A 21,244-nucleotide genomic window follows, 5' to 3' on the forward strand; every position below is an offset into this window, starting at 1 on the left:
GGTCAATCGTGCAAGGCGTCACGCGCCCGGCACAGGTAAGCCTCTTCGATGGGGTTCGCGGTCAGACGGGCGGCTCTGTCGTAGGCCTCCGCCGCCTCGGCTGTGCGGCCCAGGCGAGACAGCAGTGCCGCCCGGACCGCGTGGTAGACGTGATAGTCCGCGAGGGCGAGCGCGTCCACCAGGTTTAGTGCCGTCTGCGGATCCTGCGCCTCGGCGACCGCCACGGCGCGATTGAGGGCGACGACGGGTGTGGGGGCGATCGCCATCAGCTGGTCGTACAGCGCCAGAATCTGGCACCAGTCGGTCGCGGCGGCGGTCGGCGCGGCACTGTGCACGGCGTTGATGGCGGCCTGGATCTGGTACGGCCCGGGCTGGTTCCGACGCAGGCAGCGGCGGACCAGGGCCTGCCCCTCGGCGATGAAACCGCGGTCCCACCGGCGGCGATCCTGATCGGCCAGCAGAACCAGACTTCCGTCGGCAGCTGTGCGCGCCGGGCGTCGCGCGTCGGTCAGCAGCATCAGCGCGAGCAGCCCCCACACTTCGGGCTCGTCCGGCATCAGCTCGGCCAACAATCGGCCGAGCCGAACCGCCTCGCCGGTGAGATCGGTCCGCACGAGATCGTCGCCCGAACTGGCGGTGTGGCCCTCGTTGAAGATGAGGTACACCACGGCGAGCACCCCGTGTACGCGCTCGGGTAGGTCGCTGTCGTGCGGTACCCGGTAGGGGATACGCGCGTCGCGAATCTTGCGCTTGGCGCGGACCAGCCGTTGCGCGACAGTGGTTTCCGAGATGAGGAAGGCACGGGCGATCTCCTTGGTGGACAGGCCGCCCAGCAATCGGAGCGTGAGCGCGACCCGCGCGTCGAGGGCGAGTGCCGGGTGACAACACGTGAAGATCAGGCGTAGCCGGTCGTCGTGCACGGGGCCTTCTTCGGGTTGCTCGTCATCGGCTGCGGGATAGAGCAGTGCCGCCTGCGCGTGTCGCTCACCGCGAGCGGATTCCCGGCGAAACCGGTCGACGATCGTGTGCGCGGCGGTGGTGATGATCCATCCGGCAGGGCTCGGCGGCAGGCCGGCCTGCGGCCAGCGATCCACCGCTTTGGTGAACGCGTCCTGGACCGCCTCCTCGGCGAGGTCGATGTCACCGAATCGGCGGACCAGGACAGCCACCGCACGCCCGTACTCCCGCCGGAACACCTCGGCGATCTCTGCGGGCGGCAGCTGCGACACGGTTTCGGTCAGCCCCTCAGATCGCCCCGGAATGGTCGCACCTCGATGGGTAGCAGCCGCACGGCTTCTGCCTGCCTGCGCGCCCAGCCCAGCGCGGCATCCAGATCGGGCACGTCGATGATGGTGAAGCCGCCCAGATGCTCCTTGCCCTCGGCGTACGGGCCGTCCGTCGTCAGGACCGCGCCGTCGCTGACCCGCACCACCGTCGACGCATCGGGATTGTGCAGACCCCCGGAGAACACCCACACGCCCGCGGCTCTCATGTCGTGCTCGACCGCGTCCAGCGCATCCATGATCGGTCCCAGCACCTCGGGCGGCGGCGGATCGCCGACCGGCTGATGCATGGCAAGTAGGTAGTGCATACCGTCACTCCTCGATCTGGGGGCGGCCGGTGCCACCCCTCACCTTCTACACGAACGACCACCCCGAATATCGACAGATCCGGGATTACCCTCGGGAAGCGTGACTTCCGTGCAGCGGCCGGTGCCGCCCATGAATGCCGACGAGCGCACCACACTCGAAGGTTGGCTGGACTTCTACCGCGCGACGTTGGCGTCGAAATGTGACGGCCTCGACGAAGATCAGTTGCGCACCGCCTCCGCGCCGCCATCTGAGCTGACCCTGCTTGGGCTGCTGCGGCACGCCGCGGAGGTGGAGCGCAACTGGTTTCGCCGGGTGCTCGCCGGTGAGCAGGCACCACCGATCTTCGGGCCGACGGATCATCCCGAGGGGCACGACGGCGGCTTCGAGCTGTCGTCGGAGTCGTCGTACCCGCTCGCATTACGGATCTGGCAGGACGAGGTCGCCCATGCGCGTGCCAACTGCGCGGTACGTCGGCTGGATGACGTCAGCCCGTTCATGGGCAGCGAGGTGAGTCTGCGCTGGATCTACACGCACATGATCGCGGAGTACGCCCGCCACTGCGGGCACGCCGACATCGTCCGCGAACGGATCGATGGCGCCACTGGCGTCTGAGTCGCCGGTCAGAGGACGTAGAGCATCTCCTGGTACGTCGGCAACGGCCACAGGTCGTCGGCCACCACAGTTTCCAGCGTGTCGGCCGCGGCACGGATCGCGTCCATGGCGGGCAACAGCGCGACTTGCGCGTGCTTGGCCTCGTCATAGGCGGTCGCTGCCGAATGATCCGTCAGCGCCGTCTTGAGTGCTGCCAGCGCGTCACTGAGGGCGCTGATCGGCTCCGAGATCGACTGCAGCAGAGTCAAACTCGGTGTCATGCCGGCTGCGGTCAATGCCGCGACGTTCTGCGCGAGCTCGGTTTGGTAGCGCACAGCGGCCGGCAGGATGATGGTGGAACCGATCTCGAGCGCCAGCTTCGCCTCGACGCCGATCGTCAGGGCATATTGCTCCAGGCGCACCTCGTAACGGCTGTGCAACTCCCGCTCGTTGAACACGCCGTACTTCTCGAAGACCGCGATCGCCTCGGGCGTGATGAGTTCGGGGATGGCATCGAGCGTGGTCTTGAGGTTCGGCAGCCCGCGCGCAGCGGCCTCCGCCTGCCAGTTCTCCGAGTAGCCGTCGCCGTTGAAGACCACGGCGCCGTGCTCGGTGACGATGTCGGTCAGCAGCTTCTGCACCGCGGAGTCGAACTCCTCACCGTCGGCGACTGCCTTTTCCAGAACGGTTGCGCAGTAGTCCAGCGAGTCGGCCATGATGGTGTTCAGGACGATCATCGGCACCGCGACCGTCTGACCCGAGCCCGGCGCCCGGAACTCGAATCTGTTGCCGGTGAATGCGAACGGACTGGTGCGGTTACGGTCACCTGGGTCGGTGGGCAGCACCGGCAGGGTGTCGACACCGATGATCATGCTGCCCTTGCCCTTTGACGATGTCGCCGCGCCCTTGGCAATCTGCTCGAAGACGTCGGCGAGCTGATCACCCAGGAAGATCGAGATGATCGCCGGCGGTGCCTCATTGGCACCCAAGCGGTGGTCATTCGTCGCCGACGCGACCGAAACCCGCAGGAGGCCAGCGTATTTGTGCACCGCGCGGATGACGGCCGCACAGAACACCAGGAACTGCGCGTTCTCGTGGGGCGTGTCACCCGGCACCAACAACGAGCCCAACTCGGCGTTGCCGACCGAGAAGTTGACGTGCTTGCCCGACCCGTTCACCCCGGCGAACGGCTTTTCATGGAACAGGCATTCCATGCCGTGCTTCTTGGCGATGGTCTTGAACACCGTCATCAGCAACTGCTGGTGGTCGGAAGCGATGTTGGCCCGCTCGAACATCGGGGCCACCTCGAACTGTCCGGGGGCGACCTCGTTGTGGCGGGTCTTGGCAGGAATGCCGAGTTTGAACAGCTCCCGCTCGGTGTCCATCATGAACCCCAGCACCCGGTCGGGCACGGCACCGAAATAGTGATCGTCGAACTCTTGCCCCTTGGGCGGTTTGGCGCCGAATAGGGTACGACCGGCGTTGATCAGGTCGGGCCGGGCGAGGAAGAAGTGCCGGTCGACCAGGAAGTACTCCTGCTCAGGACCGCAGAACGAGACGATCTTCTCCAGATCCTTGTGGCCGAACAACGTCAAGATCCGCTCGGCGTGGATGCCCATGGCCTGCTGGCTGCGCAGCAGCGGCGTCTTGTAGTCCAGCGCCTCGCCGGTCATCGACACGAAAACCGTTGGGATACAGAGGGTGTTGCCGTTCGGGTTCTCCAGGATGTACGCCGGGCTGGTCACGTCCCAGCCGGTGTACCCGCGGGCCTCGAACGTCGACCGCAGGCCGCCGGACGGGAAACTCGACGCGTCGGGCTCGCCCTGCACCAGGGTCTTGCCGGCGAACTCGGCCAGTGCCTGCCCGTCGGAGACCGGTTCGAGGAAGCTGTCGTGCTTCTCGGCGGTCAGGCCCGTCATCGGATAGAACACGTGCGCATAGTGCGTCGCGCCCTTCTCCAGCGCCCAGTCCTTCATCGCGGCCGCGACGGCATCGGCGACTGTCGGATCGAGCTTGGCGCCCTTCTCGATGGTCGCCACCACCGACTTGTAGATCGCCTTGGGCAGGCGGGCCTGCATCTCGGCCTTGGTGAAAACGTTCGTCCCGAAGATCTCGCCGGGCGCTTCAGCAGGGTCGAAGGTGTACGCCGGAGGCGTATAGGCCTGGACGCCCGCGATCGCGCGCAAGCGGGTGGCGTTTCCGCTCAATGGAATTCCTCTCCCCACGTGAATGACCGCTTCACCCTAGGGACGCCTCATGGCGGCAGTGTTACGTCGATGTCAAAGGCGACGTTCAATACCCGTCAGACCCGGCGGCCGACGTCCTGGCTCAGAATCTTGGGCCAGGTCTCGACGTCCTCCGGGGTGTGCGCGAACGTCAGGGTCGACCGCGGCATCAGTGCGGCAAGCGCTTCCGCGGTCGAGGCGGGATGGGCCGGGTCGTCGATCCAGGCCAGGATCGTCGTCGGCACGTCGATCCGCGCGATGGCTTCCGGCGCCGGCAGGTCACTGAGCGCGGCGCCGCGAAACAGCGACGGCAGCAGGGCGTCGGCGACGTCGGGCACCGTTTCGGGCGCACCCACGGTGGCCGGCGGCCGGGTCGCGCCACGGGTGGCGGCGATGAACGCCCCGACGCCCTCCGTCTCGATGAGTGTGGCCGCAGCCTCGTAGTTCGCGGCCTGTGCGCGCCGGGTCTCCCACGCCGTGGCTGGCACCATCAGGGTCAGTCCGGTGAACCGTTCCGGCTCACGGGACGCCGCGTGCAACAGCGTTCCGGTGCCCATCGACGGGCCGACGCCGTGCACCGGTTCGCCGGGAAACCACCGGTCGAGCAGGTTCAACAGGTCAGCGGCGAGCTGTTCCCAGCGGTAGTCCGCGGGGACTTTCCGACCCGTCGACTTGCCGTGGCCGCGCGCGTCATAGCGCAGCAACCGGGTCCCGCTGAGCCCCCGGCCGAGGTCGAGATTGAGCACACGATCGCGCGCGCGGCTGGAGGTGAGTCCGTGCAGTTGGACGACGGGGTGGCCACCTTCGTCGCTGAGTTCGACCGCAAGTTCGGCGCCGGGAACTGCGAAAGTAGGCATCAGGCAACTCTTTCCGTAACCGATCGCCTCGCCGTGGAGTCGACCCGCCGACCGAGCACTCAGGCTATCTGGGGCGCTAGGGTACCGCCATGCGGCTCACGAACGTCTCGCACCTCCGCCTGCCGTTCGGGCGTCTGTGGGGCTACGACGTCGCGGTGTCCGCGCCGGGTCGGTGTTTGCCGGTGTCCTTTGACCAGCGGATTCACGTGGCGGCAGGGGCCCGGCCGGGTTCGTGGATGGCGTTGTCCATCCGTCTGCCCGCGCGGGTGAGCCGGGAAGCCCTGGCCGACGCCTGGCTGGCGGTGGTGGCCCGCCACAACACGCTGCGGACCGCATTCTCCGTAGGGCCGGACGGCGATCCGCAACTGCACGAGATCGAAGTCGGTCCCGGCGGCTGGGTCGAGCATGAGATTGCTGCCGGCCAGGCGGTGAATGACGCCCTGCGTGGTGTCCTGGATGCCGCGTGCTCGCCGTATCAGCAGCCCTCACACCGGTTGTGTCTGTTGGAAACGGCGGCAGCACTGACCGTGGTGATAGCCGCCGACCACAGTCACGTCGACATGTGGTCGATGCTGGTGATTGCCCGGGACCTGCTGGCGCTACTCGGCGGTGCGGGCTTCGGCCGTGCTGCTGCGCTGCCGCCGGCGCCCGCATTCGTCGAACACACCCAGGCGCTGCTCGACCGTCCCGCGGCACCGGACCACGTCCGGCAGACCTGGGCGCGCGTCATCGCCGACAGCGGAGGGGTGATGCCGCGATTCCCGCTGCCGCTGGGCGAACCCGAGTTGGGGCCGGAACGCGTCGAGGTCCGGGACGTGTTCGACGTCGACGCCGGTGCGGCGTTCGCCGTGCAGGCCCGCAACGACGGGGTGTCGACGCTGGCGCTGGCGGTGGCCGCGATGACGGCCGTGACCCGGGAGCTGGCGGACGCGCCGCTTCGCGCCGTTTTCCCGGTGCACAGTCGCTTCGACACCACCTGGCACGACTCGGTGGGTTGGTTCATCACCAATTCGGTACTGGAGTCGACGGTCGCCGAGCCACGTGCCGCGGCCAACGCCGTCAAGGAGGCAGTGCAACTCGGTTCCTGGCCGCTGGCGGACGTGCTGTCCCCATGGGGCGGCATGCCGATGTCCCCGGGCATGTTCGCGATCTCGTGGCTGGACCTGCGGCGCCTTCCGGTCCGCATCGATGACGTCGGCCTGGACGCCCAGTACGTGAGCGCCGCCATCCAGACCGACGGGGTCATGCTGTGGTTCATCCTGGACGAGTCGGGTTTGCATCTGCGGTGTCGCTATCCCGACACCCATGAGGCGCGCACGAATGTCGGGGCATGGCTGGACCTCTTGGTGACGCGCCTGCAGGCGCAGGCGCGGACGTCGGTTCGGGGACTGCTGCAAGTGGGGGACCGCAGTTTCCGGGTGGAACGGGCGGCCCGTGACGACGTCGCGTCGATCGTCGCGCTGCTGTCCGACGACGAATTCGGTCCGGATCGGGAAACCGCCGACCTCGAAGACTACGAGGCGGCCTATGACGTCCTCGTTCGTGACCATGCCAACTACCTCGGGGTGGTTCGCAACTGTTCCGACGTGATCGTCGCCACCGTCCAGTTGACCGTGATTCCGGGTCTCTCCCGCGGTGGCTCGACCCGGCTGCAGATAGAAGGACTGCGGGTCACCGCTGCCGAGCGCCGAAAGGGTCTGGGTACAGCCCTGGTGCAGTGGTCGCACGAGTACGGCCGGGCGCACGGTGCACGGCTGGCGCAGGTGGCCACCGACGAAGCGCGCGAACAGGCCCGGGCGTTCTATGACCGACTCGGGTACCACGCCGCGCACGTCGGCCTCAAACGCACCATCTGAGTCGGCGCTCACGACCCGCGGGAAGCACGGGCCACAGTGAGCAGTCCAGCGACGAGAAGCGCTGCGCCACAGGCACTGACCGTCGCCGGCCAACCGAATGAGATCACCGCTGCCGCGCCGAACGCCGTCCCGAGGCTGCCACCTACGAAGTAGACGAGCATGTACGCGCTGTTGAAGCGGGCAGGCGCGGACGGATCGATCGCCAAGATGGTGGCCTGATTCGCTACCTGCGCCGCGAACAGACCGGCATCGAACACGGCGAGAGCGGCCATGGTCGCCCAGGGACTGCTCAAACCGACGGCAAGCACCGGACAGGCGGCGGCCGCGACCGCGAGGCCCACCAGGATCACCGGCCGGAAACCCAATCGGTCCGTGTACACGCCGGCAACGCGCGTCGCGAAGATCCCGGCAATCCCGGCCAGGGCGTAGAGGCCGATCTGCTTGGCAGACAACAAGTACGGCTCTTGCGACAACGCGACGGCGATTCCCGACCAGACCGCACAGAACGCGAAGAACCACAGGGACCCGCGCAGGGCGCCACGGCGCAGCACCCGGCAGCGCAGGAAGAGCCCGGGCACCGACGCCAGTTCGGTGAGGTAGTTCCGCTCGAGTGTGCCGACCGCTGTCGGCAGGAACAACAAGCAGGCACCGGCGACGCCTATGGTGACCGCGGCGACAGTGAGAAGCATTGCGTGCCAGCCGATCACGTCGGTCAGCCAACCGCCGGCAATCCGGCCGGCCAGGATTCCCGCCGAGATGCCGGCGGTGACGATCCCCAGAATGGTCGCGCGCCGACGCTCGGGCGCGAACCGTCCGACAACGGAACTCAGACCCGCACCCACAGAGGAACAGGCACCGGTCACCAGCAGTCCCACACCGAGCAGCCACACGGTGTCAGCGACGGTGGTCAACGCCAGCGCGCCGCCGAGCGCCAGGAATTGCAGTGCGACCACCCAGCGGGGCGAGAACCTGTCCACCAGCGGGACCAGCAGGGCGAGTCCCAGCAGATAGCCGACCGGCCCGCAGGCCAGCGCAGCCCCCACGGCCGCCGGACCGGAATCGAGCGACCGCGCGATGTCAGCGATGGCCGGCTGCAGCGGGTAGATGGTCGCGGTCCCCAAGGCGGCGGCCAGCGACATGAAAAGGACTGTGGTGCCGGTTATTACCGGGTCTCTATGTGCGGTTGTGGTCACGCGTCGACGTTATTGGCGGCGTCGCGTGCAGCGCTGGCGGAAATCCGCCATCGCAGTCGGCTCAGCTCTTCCAGACCACCTTGTCGGTGCCGCCGGCATCGCGGTACACGACGCTGTCGGGCGCGGTTCCGTTACGGACGTCGAAGTAGATTCGACCCGTCGTGTAGCTGCCCGGAGCGATCGGCTGGTTGGGCAGGCCGCCGGCCTCGTTGCCCTTCATGTCCGCATATGTCGAGCTGTTGACAGCGCGCGCGTTGAAATCGGAGATGTTCGGCGTCGGAGCGCCGCTCACGGCGCGTGCTGTCACGTCCGAGTACCAGATGCCGTCGTTGTGGCCACTGGGCTGCAGGTTGATGACGGTGTACTCGATCGCCCCACCGGGGCTGGGAATCTCCGCGCGCTGGCCGAACATCACCGCCGTCGGGTCGGCGATGGCCGGGGTCGCCGTCAGGATTCCGGCTGCCGCGATACCGACAGCGGCTGTCATCGTTTTCGATGCGATCTGCGAGAACGCCACGTGAAGCTCCTTCCGTGATGCTCCTGTTTTCAGGAGTCAGCTGTCATTGGTCCTTCTGAAGGGGTATCCAGAGGTGCCCACGACGAAACGGAGGGGCGTGAAGACCGGGCCTGCCGCCGGGGGGCGTTGCCTAGATTGGGCATCGGCGCCTCTGCCTGAAGGGCGCCCACGGTGTGGCCCCGGCGGCGTACGGCCCAGCCTTGGTGGCGGAGGTACCAAGCGGCTGCGGCTTCCGGAGGACTGCGCTGTACCGGCGTCATGCAGCGCACCGGCCCGCGCCGTGGTCGCCGAGATGTGTATTCCAAAGACCGACCAGCGCACCGGGGCTCGTGTAGGGCACACCCGATCGCCGGTGGCGTCGGTTGCTGACGGCAAGGAGCTTCGGCGGCGCAGAAGATGGCGTCGACTTCGGCGATCAGCGCTATCACCATCGTGGGGTCGTCCACACCCAGAGACTGGGCCAGCTCTTCTGGCGCGCTGGTGTCAGGCGCCGCCGGCGCCGCAATCATGCTGTACTGCATCACTTTTCACCTCCTCGCACCGTCGGCATGGCACCGACCATTCAAGAATGTGTCGCGACGAATTCGGTTGCCGGGTGCCGGTGCCGAGCGGGACAGCGTCCCGGCCCGGCACCGGCACTTCGACTCGGTCAGGCGTGCACCGGCTCCTTCTTGTTCGAGGTGTCGGTGACAGGGCTGCCGTCTTCGGTGATCACTCGATTCTCATCGATCGCCTTGGCGTTGCCGCCTCTGCTCACGGTGATCTTGCGGGGCTTGGCCTTCTCGGCCACCGGGATCACGAGCTGAAGGACGCCGTCGCGGTATTCCGCGGTGATCCTGCCGGTGTCAAGGTTGTTGCCCAGCACCAGTTGTCGAGAGAAGACGCCGCGCGGCCGTTCGGCGGCCAGCATTTCGCGTGACGAATCCACAGGCGCCCGTTCGGCGCGCACAGTCACCACATTGTTCTCGATGTCGAGATCGAGCGAGTCGGTGTTGATGCCGGGCAGGTCGAACTCGACGTGGAACTCATCACCGTCGCGCCAGGCGTCCATGGGCATCGCGGCCGGCCGGGCTGCGGTGCCGAGAACCTCTTGGGTGAAGCGATCCAGCTGTCGGAACGGGTCAGTACGCAGCAGCATCGTGGCCACCTCCATCTGTCCTTTCTCTTATGCCATCTATGCGCTTCCAGCTCGATTATCTGTATCGGCTGGCATAGATTTGTTTTAGCACTCGACGCCGGTGAGTGCAAGCAAGTGGAGGCAGAATTTTTGGAGCGCCAAGCGGGACCGGGAGACGGTCTCGCGATGGTTGCAATCGCGCAAAGGTACGGCAGCGCACCTGCGGCGCGATGGAGGACGCGCGCGGGGGAGCCTTAGTCTGGGCTGCGATGACTGGACCGGACTCCCGTGTGAAGCGCTGCCGCGCAGCGCTTCACCTCGTCGTGTCCGCGCTGACGGTCATCGTCCTCGGACTCGCCGGCAGTCCGGTGGCGCACGCGGCCGCGGCCGGGGCGCGGTTCGTGGTGCAACACACCTGGCAGGACGGCTTCATCGCGCGCTTCGTTGTCACCAACTACAGCACCGTGCCGATGGCAGATTGGAAGATCGAGTTCGACATGCCGATGGGCCAGTCGATCTCGCACGCGTGGAGCAGCACCTTCACCCAGTACGGCACGCACTATGTGATCAGCCCCGCCAGCTGGAACCGCGTGATTCCACCCGGGGGCACCGCCAACGGTGGCATTCGCGGCGTGCTGAGCGGCACCTACACACCACCGTCGAATTGTGTGCTCAACGGCCAGGTCTACTGCTCCTAGCGTGATGGCGGCCTGATGACGAGCGAAGCCCTGACGGACTGGCTGCTGGACTCGGACCCGGCGCTGCGCTGGCAGGTCGAGCGCGATCTTCTCGGTGCCCCGGCCACGGTATGGGAGGCAACCCGGTCACGGATCGCGACCGAGGGCTTCGGCGCACGTCTGCTCGCGCTGCAGGACGCAGACGTGCGGTGGGCCGGGGGCGCGTTCTTCCCGGCGGACTACGACTTCGACGACCCCGATGGCACAGAGGATGGCCAGCCGTGGACAGCCACGACGTGGACGTTGAATGCACTGCGCGAGTGGGGACTTGACGCATCGGTGTTGCGGGATCGCCGCACCGCCGAATTGCTCGACGAGTACTGCCGCTGGGAGTACGACGACCTGCCCTACTGGTCCGGTGAGGTGGACTGCTGCATCAACGCCTGGACCCTGGCCAACGGCGTGTGGCTCGGCGCGAACGTCGACGGCCTCGCCGCCTGGTTTCTCGAGCATCAGCTGCCGGACGGTGGGTGGAACTGCGACTGGGTCGAAGGTTCGACGCGCTCCTCGTTCCATTCGACGCTCAACTCGCTGAAAGGACTGCTGGCGTTCGAGGCTGCCACCGGGGGAGAGGCCGAGATCAGCGCAGCGCGCCGGCGCGGGGAAGAGTACCTCCTCGAACGCCGGTTGCTCTACCGGCTGACGACGAATCAGCCAGTGGGGCAATGGATCAACGATTTCAGCTATCCGATGCGCTGGTCCTACAGCGCACTCAACGCGGGTGAGTACTTTCGGCGCGCGGCACTGCACGATGACATCGGGCGGGACCCTCGGATGAGCGCGGCGATCGACATCGTGCGAGCCGCCCGGCAGTCGGACGGCACCTGGCTGCAGACGGGCCGCCGGCCGGGGCGGGTGTGGTTCGAAGTCGATGTGCCGGCGGGGCAGCCGTCGAAGTGGCTCACCCTGTACGGGGCGCGGCTACTCGACTGGTGGGACAGCGCGGCATAGCCGCGTCAGATAGCGTGCGGACCAAGCTCTTTGGTCAGGTGCGAGAAGCGCGGAAGGCCCGCGGACTCATCCCATGCCAGCGGCGGAATGCCTGCGAAAAGCTCGACAACTCCACGTAGCCGAGCCGACTGGCAGTCTCGGCGACCGTCAGGCGGCCCCCGATCAACATCTCTTCCGAGAGTCGCTGGCGGATCTCGTCGAGCAGTTCGCGGTACGACGTGCCTTCGGTGCCGAGCCGGTGCCGTAGCGTCCGCGGACTCATCAGGAGCGCATGAGCGATCTCGTGCGCATTCGGCGGCTGCGCCGGGGACGCCAGCAACAGGTCACGAACCTGGCCCGACAGCCCGGTCCGGCTGCGCCGCTCTTCGAGGAGATTGCGGCACTGCTCCTGGGTAGCGGCGGAGTTGTAGGCGTTGGCCTGGGGCAACGGGATGTCGAGCAAGCCGACGGGCAGGATCAGCAGGTTCTCTGGCGCGTCGAACTCCGGCTCGGTGTCGAATGCCGCGATGTAGCGATCGAGATCGGCCGGGCGGGAATGGGTGAACCGAACGCCGAAGGGCGGCAGTTCCGTTGACAATTCGCGTTTGATCACCGATATCGCCGTGGCCAACCGGTCGATATCGAATCGCCGGACGCGGTCCGGTGTTCCCGGCGCCTCCATGACGAACTGGAACTCGTCGCCGACCACCCGGGTGCCCAGCGTCGACGAAGCGAACGTCAGGTCGAGATAGCGCACTCCGACGTCGATCGCACTGCGCAACGTCGGGCTGCTGATCAACGCGAACCCGAAGATTCCGTAGGTGGCGAGACGGTAGCGGAGCCCTACCTCGACACCCAGGTCATCGGGATAGTCAAGTGCCTCAAGTAGATTCGTCACCACGGTCAGTTCCTGGCGGGCGGTGACCTCGGCTCCCGGGCGTTGTAGGCCCCGGACGGTCAGCCGTGAGCCGGCCAGGCACGTTTCCGGGCTGACGCCGCGTTCGCCGGCCAGGCCGAGCAGCACGCCGACGCTTGCCGGCGTACGCGGAATATCCCAGTCGACCACGTTGCCAAATCTAGTAAGTTGCCGCGCCAAGATCGTTTGGCTTCGCCGAATTCACTGCGGGAGTATCGGTTTCGCCCAGCAGGCGGGCGCGAAGTGCGGCGACCCTGGGTGCGTCGATGCCGATCTGGCTCAGGTAGGCGTCGAAGCTGCCGAACTGCTCGTCGACCGTCCGCCACGACGCGGCGATGAAGTCGCCATGGACCCCGAGGATCTTGTCCGAGAACCGGGAGAGGTCACCGTTGCGGGCGAGCACATGCTTGCGCAGTGGTTCGACGGACTCGTTGCTGCGCAGATAGTCGGCCAGGATGTCGGCCTCGCGGACACCGGTGGCACGCAGGAGGGCGGCGACGATCCAGCCCGCGCGATCCTTTCCGGCCGCGCAGTGAATGAGGACGCCACCCGGTGCTTCCGCTATCACGCCGATTGTGTACGCCAGTGCGTGCTGTCCCGTCGGCAGCAGCGGAAAGCGGCTGTAGGCGTACTCGAGGGCGGCCTCGAACAACTCGGGTGTGACCGCCCGGCCGGGCTCATGCGGGGCGTTCTGCTGCCCGTCGTCGTGTACCGACGCGACGTGCAGCGTGACTCCCGCCGGTAGGACGTCGCGCCCGTTCCACGCGATCTCGCTGTCACTACGAAGGTCGATGACGTCGGTGATTCCCAGTGCGTGAAGATTCTTCTGACCGGCGTCGTCGAGCGCACACAGTTCCGACGATCGGTAGAGCACACCGGGCCGTATCGCGCGTCCGTCGCCGGTTCGTAGTGCGCCGACGTCACGAAAGTTCCAGGCACCGGAGAGGTGGTACTGATCGACGACGGCCACGGCCGGTAGCTTACATCTGCCCTCGGCATTGCCACTTCGAGTAAGTATTCAGCCACTTAGGGTCTCCCATCTGCACGTTTTGGTTCCTAGCGTCATTGCCAACGAACAGTCGATGCGAGGAGGCCCCGATGGTTGCAGTCAACGACACCGCAGAGCGCCTGGCCGGCGGCTGGGGCGGCACCGTCCTTCGCTCCGGGGGAACGGTCCGCCGTTCGACCGGGCACTGGACGCCGGCCGTGCACGCACTTCTCGAGCACCTCGAGTCGGTCGGCTTCGAGGGTGCGCCCCGCGTGTTTGGCGTCGATTCCGAAGGCCATGAGGTGCTGACCTTCATCGAGGGACAAACGGCCGCCAGTGCCGCGGGCTGGCCCGCATGGTTGCGCTTCGAAGCGAACCTGGTGCGGGTCGCGCGTCTGCTGCGTCAGTTCCACGACGCCGTGGGGAGCTTCCGCCCGGGGCCCGACTTGCAGTGGCGTGACGGCAGTCGCGGTCTGCGGGCTGGCGAGATCATCGGGCACAACGACGTCAGCCTCGCGAACCTGGTGGCGGACTCCGCCGGCCGAATTCACTCACTGATCGACTGGGACCATGCCGGACCGACCACTCGGCGTCGCGAACTGGCTTATGCCGCATGGCATGTCGTTGGTCTGCACGCACGCGATCACGCCCGTGCGCGCGGTTGGTCCAAGGCCCCCGATGCCGTGCGTCGTCTGCACATGTTCCTTGACGCGTACGGACTCGACGACCGCGAAGGCTTCGTCGACGACATCATCAGCCGCATCGACGAGGCCGTTCGCTCGTGCCGTGCCGCGGTGGACGCCGGCGACCGTGGTGCCCGGCCGTTCGTCGCGCTGCTGGAGAGCGACCTCGAGTTCGTCCGGCGACACCGCGACGCACTGGAGCGAACCGTGCCCGCATGACACAGCAGTGGCCGAAGGCCGATCCACAGCCCCGAATTCCAGATCTGACAAGACGGAGGACATCGTGAACATTCTCGATCAGGCAATCACCAAGGCGCAGGAAGCGATTCTCGATCCGGTGCTCAACCGGGCCCAGTCGACCATCCCCATGCCGTTGCAGATCAAAGGCATGCACCTCTATCAGAAGACGAAGAAGTCGGTGGTCGGCGACAAGACGCCGGTCTTCGTCGAGAGCCCGATTCCGGCTGTCGAAGATGTCGCGCTGGCGGACATCGACGTCAGCAACCCGTTCTTGTTCCGCCAGGGCCGCTGGCAGTCCTACTTCAAGCGGCTCCGTGACGAGGCGCCGGTGCACTACCAGCCGAACAGCCCGTTCGGCCCCTTCTGGTCGATCACCCGGTACGACGACATCGTCACCGTCGACAAGGACAACGAGCGGTTCTCCGCGGAGCCGCAGATCATCATCGGCGACCCGCCCGAGGGCCTGGACGTCGAGATGTTCATCGCCATGGACCCGCCGCGGCACGATGAGCAGCGCGGCGCCGTGCAGGGCGTGGTGGCGCCCCAGAACCTCCAGGAGATGGAAGCACTCATCCGGTCGCGCGTGCAGGAAGTGCTCGACGGCCTGCCCGAGGGCACGCCGTTCGACTGGGTCGACACCGTCTCGATCGAGCTGACGTCACGCATGCTGGCGACCCTGCTCGACTTCCCCTACGACGAGCGCCGCAAGTTGGTCTATTGGACCGACACTGTGGCCGGCAGCGCCTCGGCCACCGGCGGCGAAGCCGACATGGATGAGATGTTCAGCGCCGCAGCCGATATGGCGCGCGCGTTCAGCGCCCTCTGGCACGACAAGAAGGCGCGGTTGGCAGCCGGTGAGAAGCCCGGGTTCGACCTCATCACGCTGATGCAGTCGTCTGAAGACACCAAGGACCTGATCGATCGGCCGATGGAGTTCCTCGGCAACCTGATCCTGCTGATCGTCGGCGGCAATGACACCACCCGTAATTCGATGACCGGTGGCGTGCTCGCGCTGAATCAGAATCCCGACGAGTTCGCCCGGCTCAAGGCGGATCCGGGCCTCATCACCAAGGCGGTCCACGAGATCATCCGCTGGCAGACCCCACTGGCGTACATGCGCCGCGTCGCCAAGCAGGACACCATCTTGAACGGCCAGTTCATCCGCAAGGGCGACAAGCTCGTGATGTGGTACGCCTCGGCCAACCGCGATGAGCGCAAGTTCGAGAATCCGGACGACTTCATCATCGGCCGCCACAACGCCCGCCATCACCTGGCGTTCGGCATCGGCATCCACCGCTGCATGGGCAGCCGTCTGGCCGAGCTGCAGCTCAAGATCCTGTGGGAGGAGCTGCTGGCGCGCTTCGAGGACATCGAGGTCGTCGGGGAACCCGAGTACACCCAATCCAACTTCGTGAAGGGGTACTCCAAGATGATGGTGAAGGTCACCAGGAAGCGGCCGGCCGCCACGGTGTGAGGGAGGACAGCGATGGGCTCGTTCGATGTACTGCTGGACGACGAACGGGCCCAGCTCGACGCCTTCCTGGAGGACTACCGCCGCGCCGTCGAGCTGACTCTCGAGGGCCTCACCGAGGAGGAGTCCCGCCGACGGCTCGTCCCATCGGCGACGACGCTCCTCGGCCTGCTCAAGCACGTCACCTGGATGCAACGCGTGTGGTTCGAGGCATGCGTCGGCGGCGTCTCCCGTGAGGCCCTCGGCCTGGTGCAGAGCGTCGACGAGTCCTTCCAGCTCAGCGGCGACGACACCATCGCGTCGGTCCTGGCGGCGCACCGTGATGCCTGTACGAGAGCGCGGGCGGTGGTTGCCGACATTCCGCTGGACACCATCGTGACGGGACACCAGGCCGGGCCGCGAACCTTGCGCTGGGTCATGTTGCAGGTCCTGCGCGAGCTGGCGCACCACTGCGGGCACGCCGACATCCTGCGCGAACAGATACTTGCCGCTCGCGGGTGAGCGACGCGCATATCCTGGTTCGTAGACGCCGCGCGTGCGACGCCCGGACCTCCGGGAGGCAGCGATGTTCGAAGAAGCGCAGTTGTATGCGCCGGTGACGCGTACGGGAGATGACGTCACCGTCCATCTGGCTGCGGACCACCCAGGTGCCGTCGACCCCGAATACCGGGCCCGCCGCAACGCGATTGCCGCGCTCGCCATGGACTGGCAGCCCGGGACGCCGCCGCCCGTCGCGACCTACACCGACGACGAGCAGGAAGTCTGGCGCATCGCGTGTGCCGAGCTGCACCGGCTGCACCAGCGCCGCGCCTGCACCGAGTACCTGCAGGGCCGGGAGCGGCTCGGACTTCCCGAGGATCGGATCCCGCAACTCGTCGAGGTCAATGAGAAGCTCGGGCCGCTCACCGGGTTTCAGTACGTGCCCGCGGCCGGCCTCGTGCCGCTGCGCGAGTTCTACGGACTCCTCGCCGACGGAATCTTCCACTCCACCCAGTACATCCGGCATCACTCCGTGCCGCTCTACACTCCCGAGCCCGATTTGATTCACGAAGTGGTCGGGCACGGCAATTGTCTGGCGCACGAACGGTTCGCGGCGCTGTACCGGCTGGCCGGGCAGGCCGCGCAGCGGGTGAAAACGACTGAGGCACTTGAATTCGTCTCGAAGGTCTTCTGGTTCTCCCTCGAATTCGGTGTGGTCCGTCAGCACGGCGAAGTTCGCACCTACGGCGCCGGGCTGCTGTCGTCATACGGGGAAATCCAGCAGATCGACGTCGCGGATCTGCGGCCACTGGACATCGCCCGGATGGGTGTGCAGACCTACGACATCACGCACTATCAACCAATTCTCTTCTGTGCCAGAGGATTCAGTGAGATCGAAGATGTCGTCGGCGGCTTCTTCGCCGACGTCGATGACGAGATGGTGGCGCGCCTGGTGCACGACGCCGCCCAGGTCACGGGTAGGTGATGGCCGAGTCGATGACGCTGACGCACTCGCCGAACCCGATGGTGGCCGCGCCCGGGCGCTGAGCCCGTGCCCTGAGCCTGATTTCGTCACCGTCTTCGAGAAACATGCGTGTTTCCCCATTGGGCAGCGTGATCGGCTGAGTGCCGCCACCACTGAGCTCCAGCAGGCTGCCTTCGGAACCCGCACCGGGTCCGGAGAGCGTGCCACTGCCGAGCAGGTCGCCGGGCTGAAGGTTGCAGCCGTTGCTCGTGTGGTGAGTCACCAGTTGCGCGACGGTCCAGTACATATGACGGCTCGACGAGCGAGTGATCGGGGTTGGTGCATCCCCGTCGGCCCGCATCCGCACGGTGCTGAGCTGGACCTCCAGCGCGATGTCGAGGCCGCCGCCGGCGCGATGCCGCGGGCTGTCGAGATAGGACAGGGGAGCGGGGTCGTCGTCGGGGCGCTCGAACGGAATCCGGAACGGCGCCAGCGCTTCTGGAGTGATCACCCACGGCGAGACCGTGGTGCCGAAACTCTTGGCGAGGAAGGGGCCCAGGGGCTGGTACTCCCAGGCTTGCACGTCGCGCGCCGACCAGTCGTTGAGCAGGCAGTAGCCGGCGATATGCGATTCGGCGTCATCGATGCGCACCGGCGTGCCGAGCCGGTTTGGCGGGCCGATCCACACGCCGAGCTCGAGCTCGAAATCCAGGCGGCGGGTGGGCGCCAGCACGGGGGCCGGTGCGTCGGGAGCCTTCAGCTGTCCGTGCGGGCGGACGATCGGCGTGCCGCTGACCCGTACGCTGGAGGCCCGCCCGTGATAGCCGATCGGGACCCATTTGTAGTTGGGCAGCAGGGGATTGTCGGGGCGGAACAGGGCACCGATGTTGCGGGCATGGTGAATGCCGACGTAGAAATCCGTGTAGTCGCCGATGCGGGCGGGCAGCAGGACGTCGACATCGTGCAGCGGGGTGAGCAGCGCCGCGACCGCCTGTTGATGCGGCGTGCCCTCGACAAGCAAGGCGTGCAGCGCCCTGCGAAGCGCTGTTCGGGGACCAGATCCCAAGGCGAACAAGGCATTCAAAGAGGCGTCCGCCGCCACCTCCGCGGCAGTCTGTGCCTCATCGTCCAGTAACCCCGAAGCCGCCAGTCCCGACAGCTCCAAGACCATGTCGCCGACCCGGACGACACCGCGAGGTTCGCCGACGGCACCGGCCACCACGCCGAACGGGAGGTTCTGCAGGGGAAACTCACTGTCGGGACCCGCCGAGGTGACCCAACTTCGCCGACGCGGGTCGTGGGTGAAATCCAGTGCTGTCACGGCGTGCCCGGCTGGAAGCGCTTGGCCAGGCCGCGCCAGCAGTCGGCGTAATCTTGTTGTCGCTGTGGCGAATTCGCCGCGTAGGCCGTGACCTGCTGCGGGAACCGGGTCTCGAACATGAAGGCCAGCGTGTTCTCCTGCTTGACCGGCTTGAGTTCCTCGGTGCTGGCGGCCTGAAACGCGTTGGCGTCCGGACCATGTGGGGTCATGCTGTTGTGCAGGCTGACGCCGCCGGGCACGAAGCCGTTGGGCTTGGCGTCGTACACACCGCGTACGAGTCCCATGAACTCGCTCATGACGTTCATGTGGTACCACGGCGGCCGGAAGGTGTCCTCGGCGACCATCCACCGCTCGGGGAAACAGACGAAGTCGACATTCGCGGTTCCCGGCGTCTCGCTCGGTGAGCTGAGCACCGTGAAGATCGATGGGTCGGCGTGGTCGAACAGCACCGGGCCGACGGGGGAGAACCGCCGCATGTCGTACTTGTAGGGCGCGTAATTGCCATGCCAGGCAACCACATCCAGCGGTGATTGGGCGATGTCGGCCCGCCACAGCGTGCCGCCCCATTTCACGTACATCGTGGACCTGATGTCGCGATCCTCATAGGCCGCGACCGGTGTGAGGAAGTCTCGCGAATTGGCCAGGCAGTTGGCGCCGATCGGGCCGCGTTCGGGGAGAGTGAAAGGGCCGCCATAGTTTTCGCACAGGTAGCCACGGGCCGGACCGTCGGATACTTCGACCCGCATCTTCACGCCGCGGGGGATGACGACGATCTCACACGGTTCGGCGTCGATGATCCCGAACTCGGTCCAGAACCGTACGTTGCCGCGCTCCAAGACGAACAACATCTCGGCGTCGCCGTTGTAGAAGTAGGCGTCCACCATCGACGACGTGATGGTGTAGATGCTGCACGCGAATCCGCTGCGGGTGTTGACGTCCCCGCCGGTCGTCATCGTGTGGACGCCGGTGATGAACGTCCTGTTCTCGACCGCGGGATCCGGCATCGGCTCAGGGTTCCAACGCATTTGGGCAATGGGAACGGCAGGAGCATCGTCGGGTGCGGAGCGCCAGTGTTCGCCGGGCACGGCGGTGAAATCGCCCCAGTGGGCCACGCTCGGCCGAATCCGGTACAGCCAGGACCGCTTGTTGGCGGCGCGGGGTGCGGTGAATGGTGACCCGCTGAGTTGCTCGGCGTAGAGGCCGTAGGCGCACCGCTGCGGTGAGTTGCGGCCGACGGGCAGCGCGCCGGGCAGCGCCTCGCTTTCGAAGCTGTTGCCGAAACCGCTCTGGTACTCGGCCATCACAGATTCCCGCGCTTTTCCTGCTCGCGCTCGATGGACTCGAAGAGCGCCTTGAAGTTGCCCTTGCCGAACCCCAGTGAGCCGTGGCGTTCGATGAGTTCGAAGAACACCGTCGGCCGGTCTCCCAGCGGCTTGGTGAAGATCTGCAGCAGATAGCCGTCTTCGTCACGGTCGACCAGGATGCCGCGCTGCTGTAGTTCCGCGATCGGCACACGGACCTCGCCGATGCGGGCGCGCAATTCCGCATCCTTGTAGTACGTATCGGGGGTGTCGAGGAACTGCACGCCCTGCCGGCGCAGCTCATCGACACTGGCGAGGATGTCGTTGGTGGCCAGCGCCAGGTGCTGGACCCCCGGTCCGCGATAGAACTCGAGGTACTCGTCGATCTGCGACTTGCGCTTCGCCACGGCCGGTTCGTTGAGGGGGAACTTCACGCGGTGGTTGCCGTTGGCGACCACCTTCGACATCAGCGCCGAGTAGTCGGTGGCGATGTCGTCGCCGATGAACTCGGCGAGGTTCACGAACCCCATGACCCGGTTGTAGAAGCCGACCCACTCGTCCATCTTGCCGAGCTCGACGTTGCCGACGACGTGGTCCAGAGCCTGGAACAGCCGCTCGGGAGCACCGTCGCGTCGGACCCGACCACTTGTCGCCGGCTGGTAGCCAGGCAGGTAGGCGCCGCGGTAGCGGGTTCCGGCGACATCGCGCTGAACCAGTGTGTGGCGGGTCTGCCCGTAGGCCGCAATGGCCGCGACGCGCACAGCGCCGTGCTCGTCAGAGATGTCGTGTGGTTCCTCGAGGACGGTGGCGCCGGCTGTCCTGGCCTGGGCAATGCACTTGTCGACGTCGGGCACCTCCAACGCGATGTCGACGACGCCGTCACCGTGATTGGCGTGATGGGCGATCAAGGGGCTGTCGGGACTCACCGCGCCCTTCAGCACGAACCGGACGGACCCCGAACGCAACACGAACGCCTTGTGGTCGCGATTGCCGTTCTCGGGCCCCGAGTAGGCGACCAGTTCCATGCCCCACGTCGACTGGAAGTAGCTCGCTGCCTCTGTGGCATTACCGACCACGAAAACGATGGCGTCCCAACCGGTTACTGGGAATGGATCGTCCGTCGGGTCGTATTCCACCAGGCCCACCAGCTGCTTGAGCTGGTTGACGTCGAGCCGGGCCTGCTTCTCCTGGTCGGTCAGGGCGCTCTGGTTCGCCATGTGGACATTCTTCTCCCAAATGCGGGATTACTGGATGAATTCGCGGCC

At 66.6% G+C, this 21,244-nt stretch carries 20 protein-coding genes; 8 read left to right on the top strand and 12 right to left on the bottom strand.

Annotation, left to right across the window (positions count from 1 at the left end):
• Nucleotides 1–2: 2 nt before the first annotated feature.
• Both ACJEIK_RS14280 and ACJEIK_RS14285 read right to left on the bottom strand, forming a co-directional pair.
• Nucleotides 3–1,220, bottom strand: coding sequence for an RNA polymerase sigma factor (locus ACJEIK_RS14280; protein WP_409431699.1), 1,218 nt, complete (start codon nt 1,218–1,220; stop codon nt 3–5).
• Nucleotides 1,221–1,237: 17 nt separating this feature from the next.
• Complete coding sequence (locus tag ACJEIK_RS14285) at nt 1,238–1,591, bottom strand: YciI family protein (RefSeq protein WP_061001321.1); 354 nt, start codon at nt 1,589–1,591, stop codon at nt 1,238–1,240.
• Nucleotides 1,592–1,721: 130 nt separating this feature from the next.
• Here ACJEIK_RS14285 and ACJEIK_RS14290 point away from each other — a divergent pair, with 130 nt between their 5' ends.
• Nucleotides 1,722–2,204: a DinB family protein gene (locus tag ACJEIK_RS14290; RefSeq protein ID WP_082761984.1), complete on the top strand. Its 483-nt coding sequence runs from the start codon at nt 1,722–1,724 to the stop codon at nt 2,202–2,204.
• An 8-nt stretch (nt 2,205–2,212) separates the two neighbouring features.
• On the opposite strand, the gene ACJEIK_RS14295 is transcribed toward ACJEIK_RS14290, so the two are convergent.
• A complete protein-coding gene (locus ACJEIK_RS14295; RefSeq protein WP_061001322.1) occupies nt 2,213–4,390 on the bottom strand; it encodes a glutamine synthetase III in 2,178 nt (725 codons plus the stop codon).
• A gap of 95 nt (nt 4,391–4,485) precedes the next feature.
• A complete protein-coding gene (locus tag ACJEIK_RS14300; RefSeq protein ID WP_061001323.1) occupies nt 4,486–5,265 on the bottom strand; it encodes an alpha/beta fold hydrolase in 780 nt (259 codons plus the stop codon).
• 89 nt (nt 5,266–5,354) lie between these two features.
• On the opposite strand from ACJEIK_RS14300, the gene ACJEIK_RS14305 reads away from it, so the two are divergent.
• Entirely contained in the window at nt 5,355–7,121 is a 1,767-nt protein-coding gene (locus tag ACJEIK_RS14305) for a GNAT family N-acetyltransferase (protein ID WP_061001324.1), read from the top strand.
• An 8-nt stretch (nt 7,122–7,129) separates the two neighbouring features.
• Here the strand turns inward: ACJEIK_RS14305 and ACJEIK_RS14310 are convergent, their stop codons facing one another.
• The 3 genes from ACJEIK_RS14310 to ACJEIK_RS14320 form a co-directional block, all read right to left on the bottom strand.
• A complete protein-coding gene (locus ACJEIK_RS14310; RefSeq protein WP_409431623.1) occupies nt 7,130–8,314 on the bottom strand; it encodes an MFS transporter in 1,185 nt (394 codons plus the stop codon).
• A gap of 61 nt (nt 8,315–8,375) precedes the next feature.
• Nucleotides 8,376–8,831, bottom strand: a complete 456-nt coding sequence (locus ACJEIK_RS14315; protein WP_061001326.1) for a DUF1942 domain-containing protein — start codon at nt 8,829–8,831, stop codon at nt 8,376–8,378.
• 649 nt (nt 8,832–9,480) lie between these two features.
• A complete protein-coding gene (locus ACJEIK_RS14320) occupies nt 9,481–9,969 on the bottom strand; it encodes an Hsp20/alpha crystallin family protein (protein WP_234785450.1) in 489 nt (162 codons plus the stop codon).
• A 248-nt stretch (nt 9,970–10,217) separates the two neighbouring features.
• Between ACJEIK_RS14320 and ACJEIK_RS14325 the strand changes: the two genes are divergently transcribed.
• Nucleotides 10,218–10,646: a cellulose-binding domain-containing protein gene (locus ACJEIK_RS14325; RefSeq protein ID WP_061001328.1), complete on the top strand. Its 429-nt coding sequence runs from the start codon at nt 10,218–10,220 to the stop codon at nt 10,644–10,646.
• 15 nt (nt 10,647–10,661) lie between these two features.
• The gene (locus ACJEIK_RS14330) at nt 10,662–11,636 is read left to right on the top strand and encodes a hypothetical protein (RefSeq protein ID WP_061001329.1); all 975 of its coding nucleotides are present in this window, start codon (nt 10,662–10,664) and stop codon (nt 11,634–11,636) included.
• 34 nt (nt 11,637–11,670) lie between these two features.
• Here ACJEIK_RS14330 and ACJEIK_RS14335 read toward each other — a convergent pair whose 3' ends face one another.
• The gene (locus ACJEIK_RS14335; RefSeq protein ID WP_061001330.1) at nt 11,671–12,681 is read right to left on the bottom strand and encodes an AraC family transcriptional regulator; all 1,011 of its coding nucleotides are present in this window, start codon (nt 12,679–12,681) and stop codon (nt 11,671–11,673) included.
• Between the two features lie 10 nt (nt 12,682–12,691).
• Complete coding sequence (locus tag ACJEIK_RS14340; protein ID WP_061001331.1) at nt 12,692–13,501, bottom strand: tyrosine-protein phosphatase; 810 nt, start codon at nt 13,499–13,501, stop codon at nt 12,692–12,694.
• Between the two features lie 128 nt (nt 13,502–13,629).
• On the opposite strand from ACJEIK_RS14340, the gene ACJEIK_RS14345 reads away from it, so the two are divergent.
• The 4 genes from ACJEIK_RS14345 to ACJEIK_RS14360 all read left to right on the top strand — a co-directional run bounded on the left by ACJEIK_RS14345 (nt 13,630) and on the right by ACJEIK_RS14360 (nt 17,378).
• Complete coding sequence (locus ACJEIK_RS14345) at nt 13,630–14,421, top strand: hypothetical protein (RefSeq protein ID WP_133428344.1); 792 nt, start codon at nt 13,630–13,632, stop codon at nt 14,419–14,421.
• A 64-nt stretch (nt 14,422–14,485) separates the two neighbouring features.
• Nucleotides 14,486–15,916: a cytochrome P450 gene (locus ACJEIK_RS14350; protein WP_409431624.1), complete on the top strand. Its 1,431-nt coding sequence runs from the start codon at nt 14,486–14,488 to the stop codon at nt 15,914–15,916.
• Nucleotides 15,917–15,928: 12 nt separating this feature from the next.
• Nucleotides 15,929–16,414 carry a DinB family protein gene (locus tag ACJEIK_RS14355; RefSeq protein WP_409431625.1) on the top strand — a complete coding sequence of 162 codons (486 nt, stop codon included), beginning with the start codon at nt 15,929–15,931 and terminating at the stop codon, nt 16,412–16,414.
• A gap of 64 nt (nt 16,415–16,478) precedes the next feature.
• The gene (locus ACJEIK_RS14360) at nt 16,479–17,378 is read left to right on the top strand and encodes a phenylalanine 4-monooxygenase (RefSeq protein ID WP_061006483.1); all 900 of its coding nucleotides are present in this window, start codon (nt 16,479–16,481) and stop codon (nt 17,376–17,378) included.
• On the opposite strand, the gene fahA is transcribed toward ACJEIK_RS14360, so the two are convergent.
• The 3 genes from fahA to hppD are packed head-to-tail and all read right to left on the bottom strand — an operon-like array spanning nt 17,365 to nt 21,196.
• Nucleotides 17,365–18,678, bottom strand: coding sequence for a fumarylacetoacetase (gene fahA / locus ACJEIK_RS14365; protein ID WP_409431626.1), 1,314 nt, complete (start codon nt 18,676–18,678; stop codon nt 17,365–17,367). The two genes, ACJEIK_RS14360 and fahA, sit on opposite strands and share 14 nt — an antisense overlap.
• Nucleotides 18,675–19,979: a homogentisate 1,2-dioxygenase gene (gene hmgA / locus ACJEIK_RS14370; RefSeq protein ID WP_409431627.1), complete on the bottom strand. Its 1,305-nt coding sequence runs from the start codon at nt 19,977–19,979 to the stop codon at nt 18,675–18,677. The genes fahA and hmgA overlap by 4 nt, the downstream gene beginning before the upstream one ends.
• On the bottom strand, nt 19,979–21,196 hold the full coding sequence (gene hppD / locus ACJEIK_RS14375; RefSeq protein ID WP_409431628.1) for a 4-hydroxyphenylpyruvate dioxygenase: 1,218 nt from the start codon (nt 21,194–21,196) through the stop codon (nt 19,979–19,981). Before hppD ends, hmgA begins: the two co-directional genes overlap by 1 nt.
• Nucleotides 21,197–21,244 lie beyond the last annotated feature (48 nt).

The sequence above is a fragment of the Mycobacterium sp. SMC-16 genome (assembly GCF_046250085.1).
Lineage (GTDB): Bacteria > Actinomycetota > Actinomycetes > Mycobacteriales > Mycobacteriaceae > Mycobacterium > Mycobacterium phocaicum.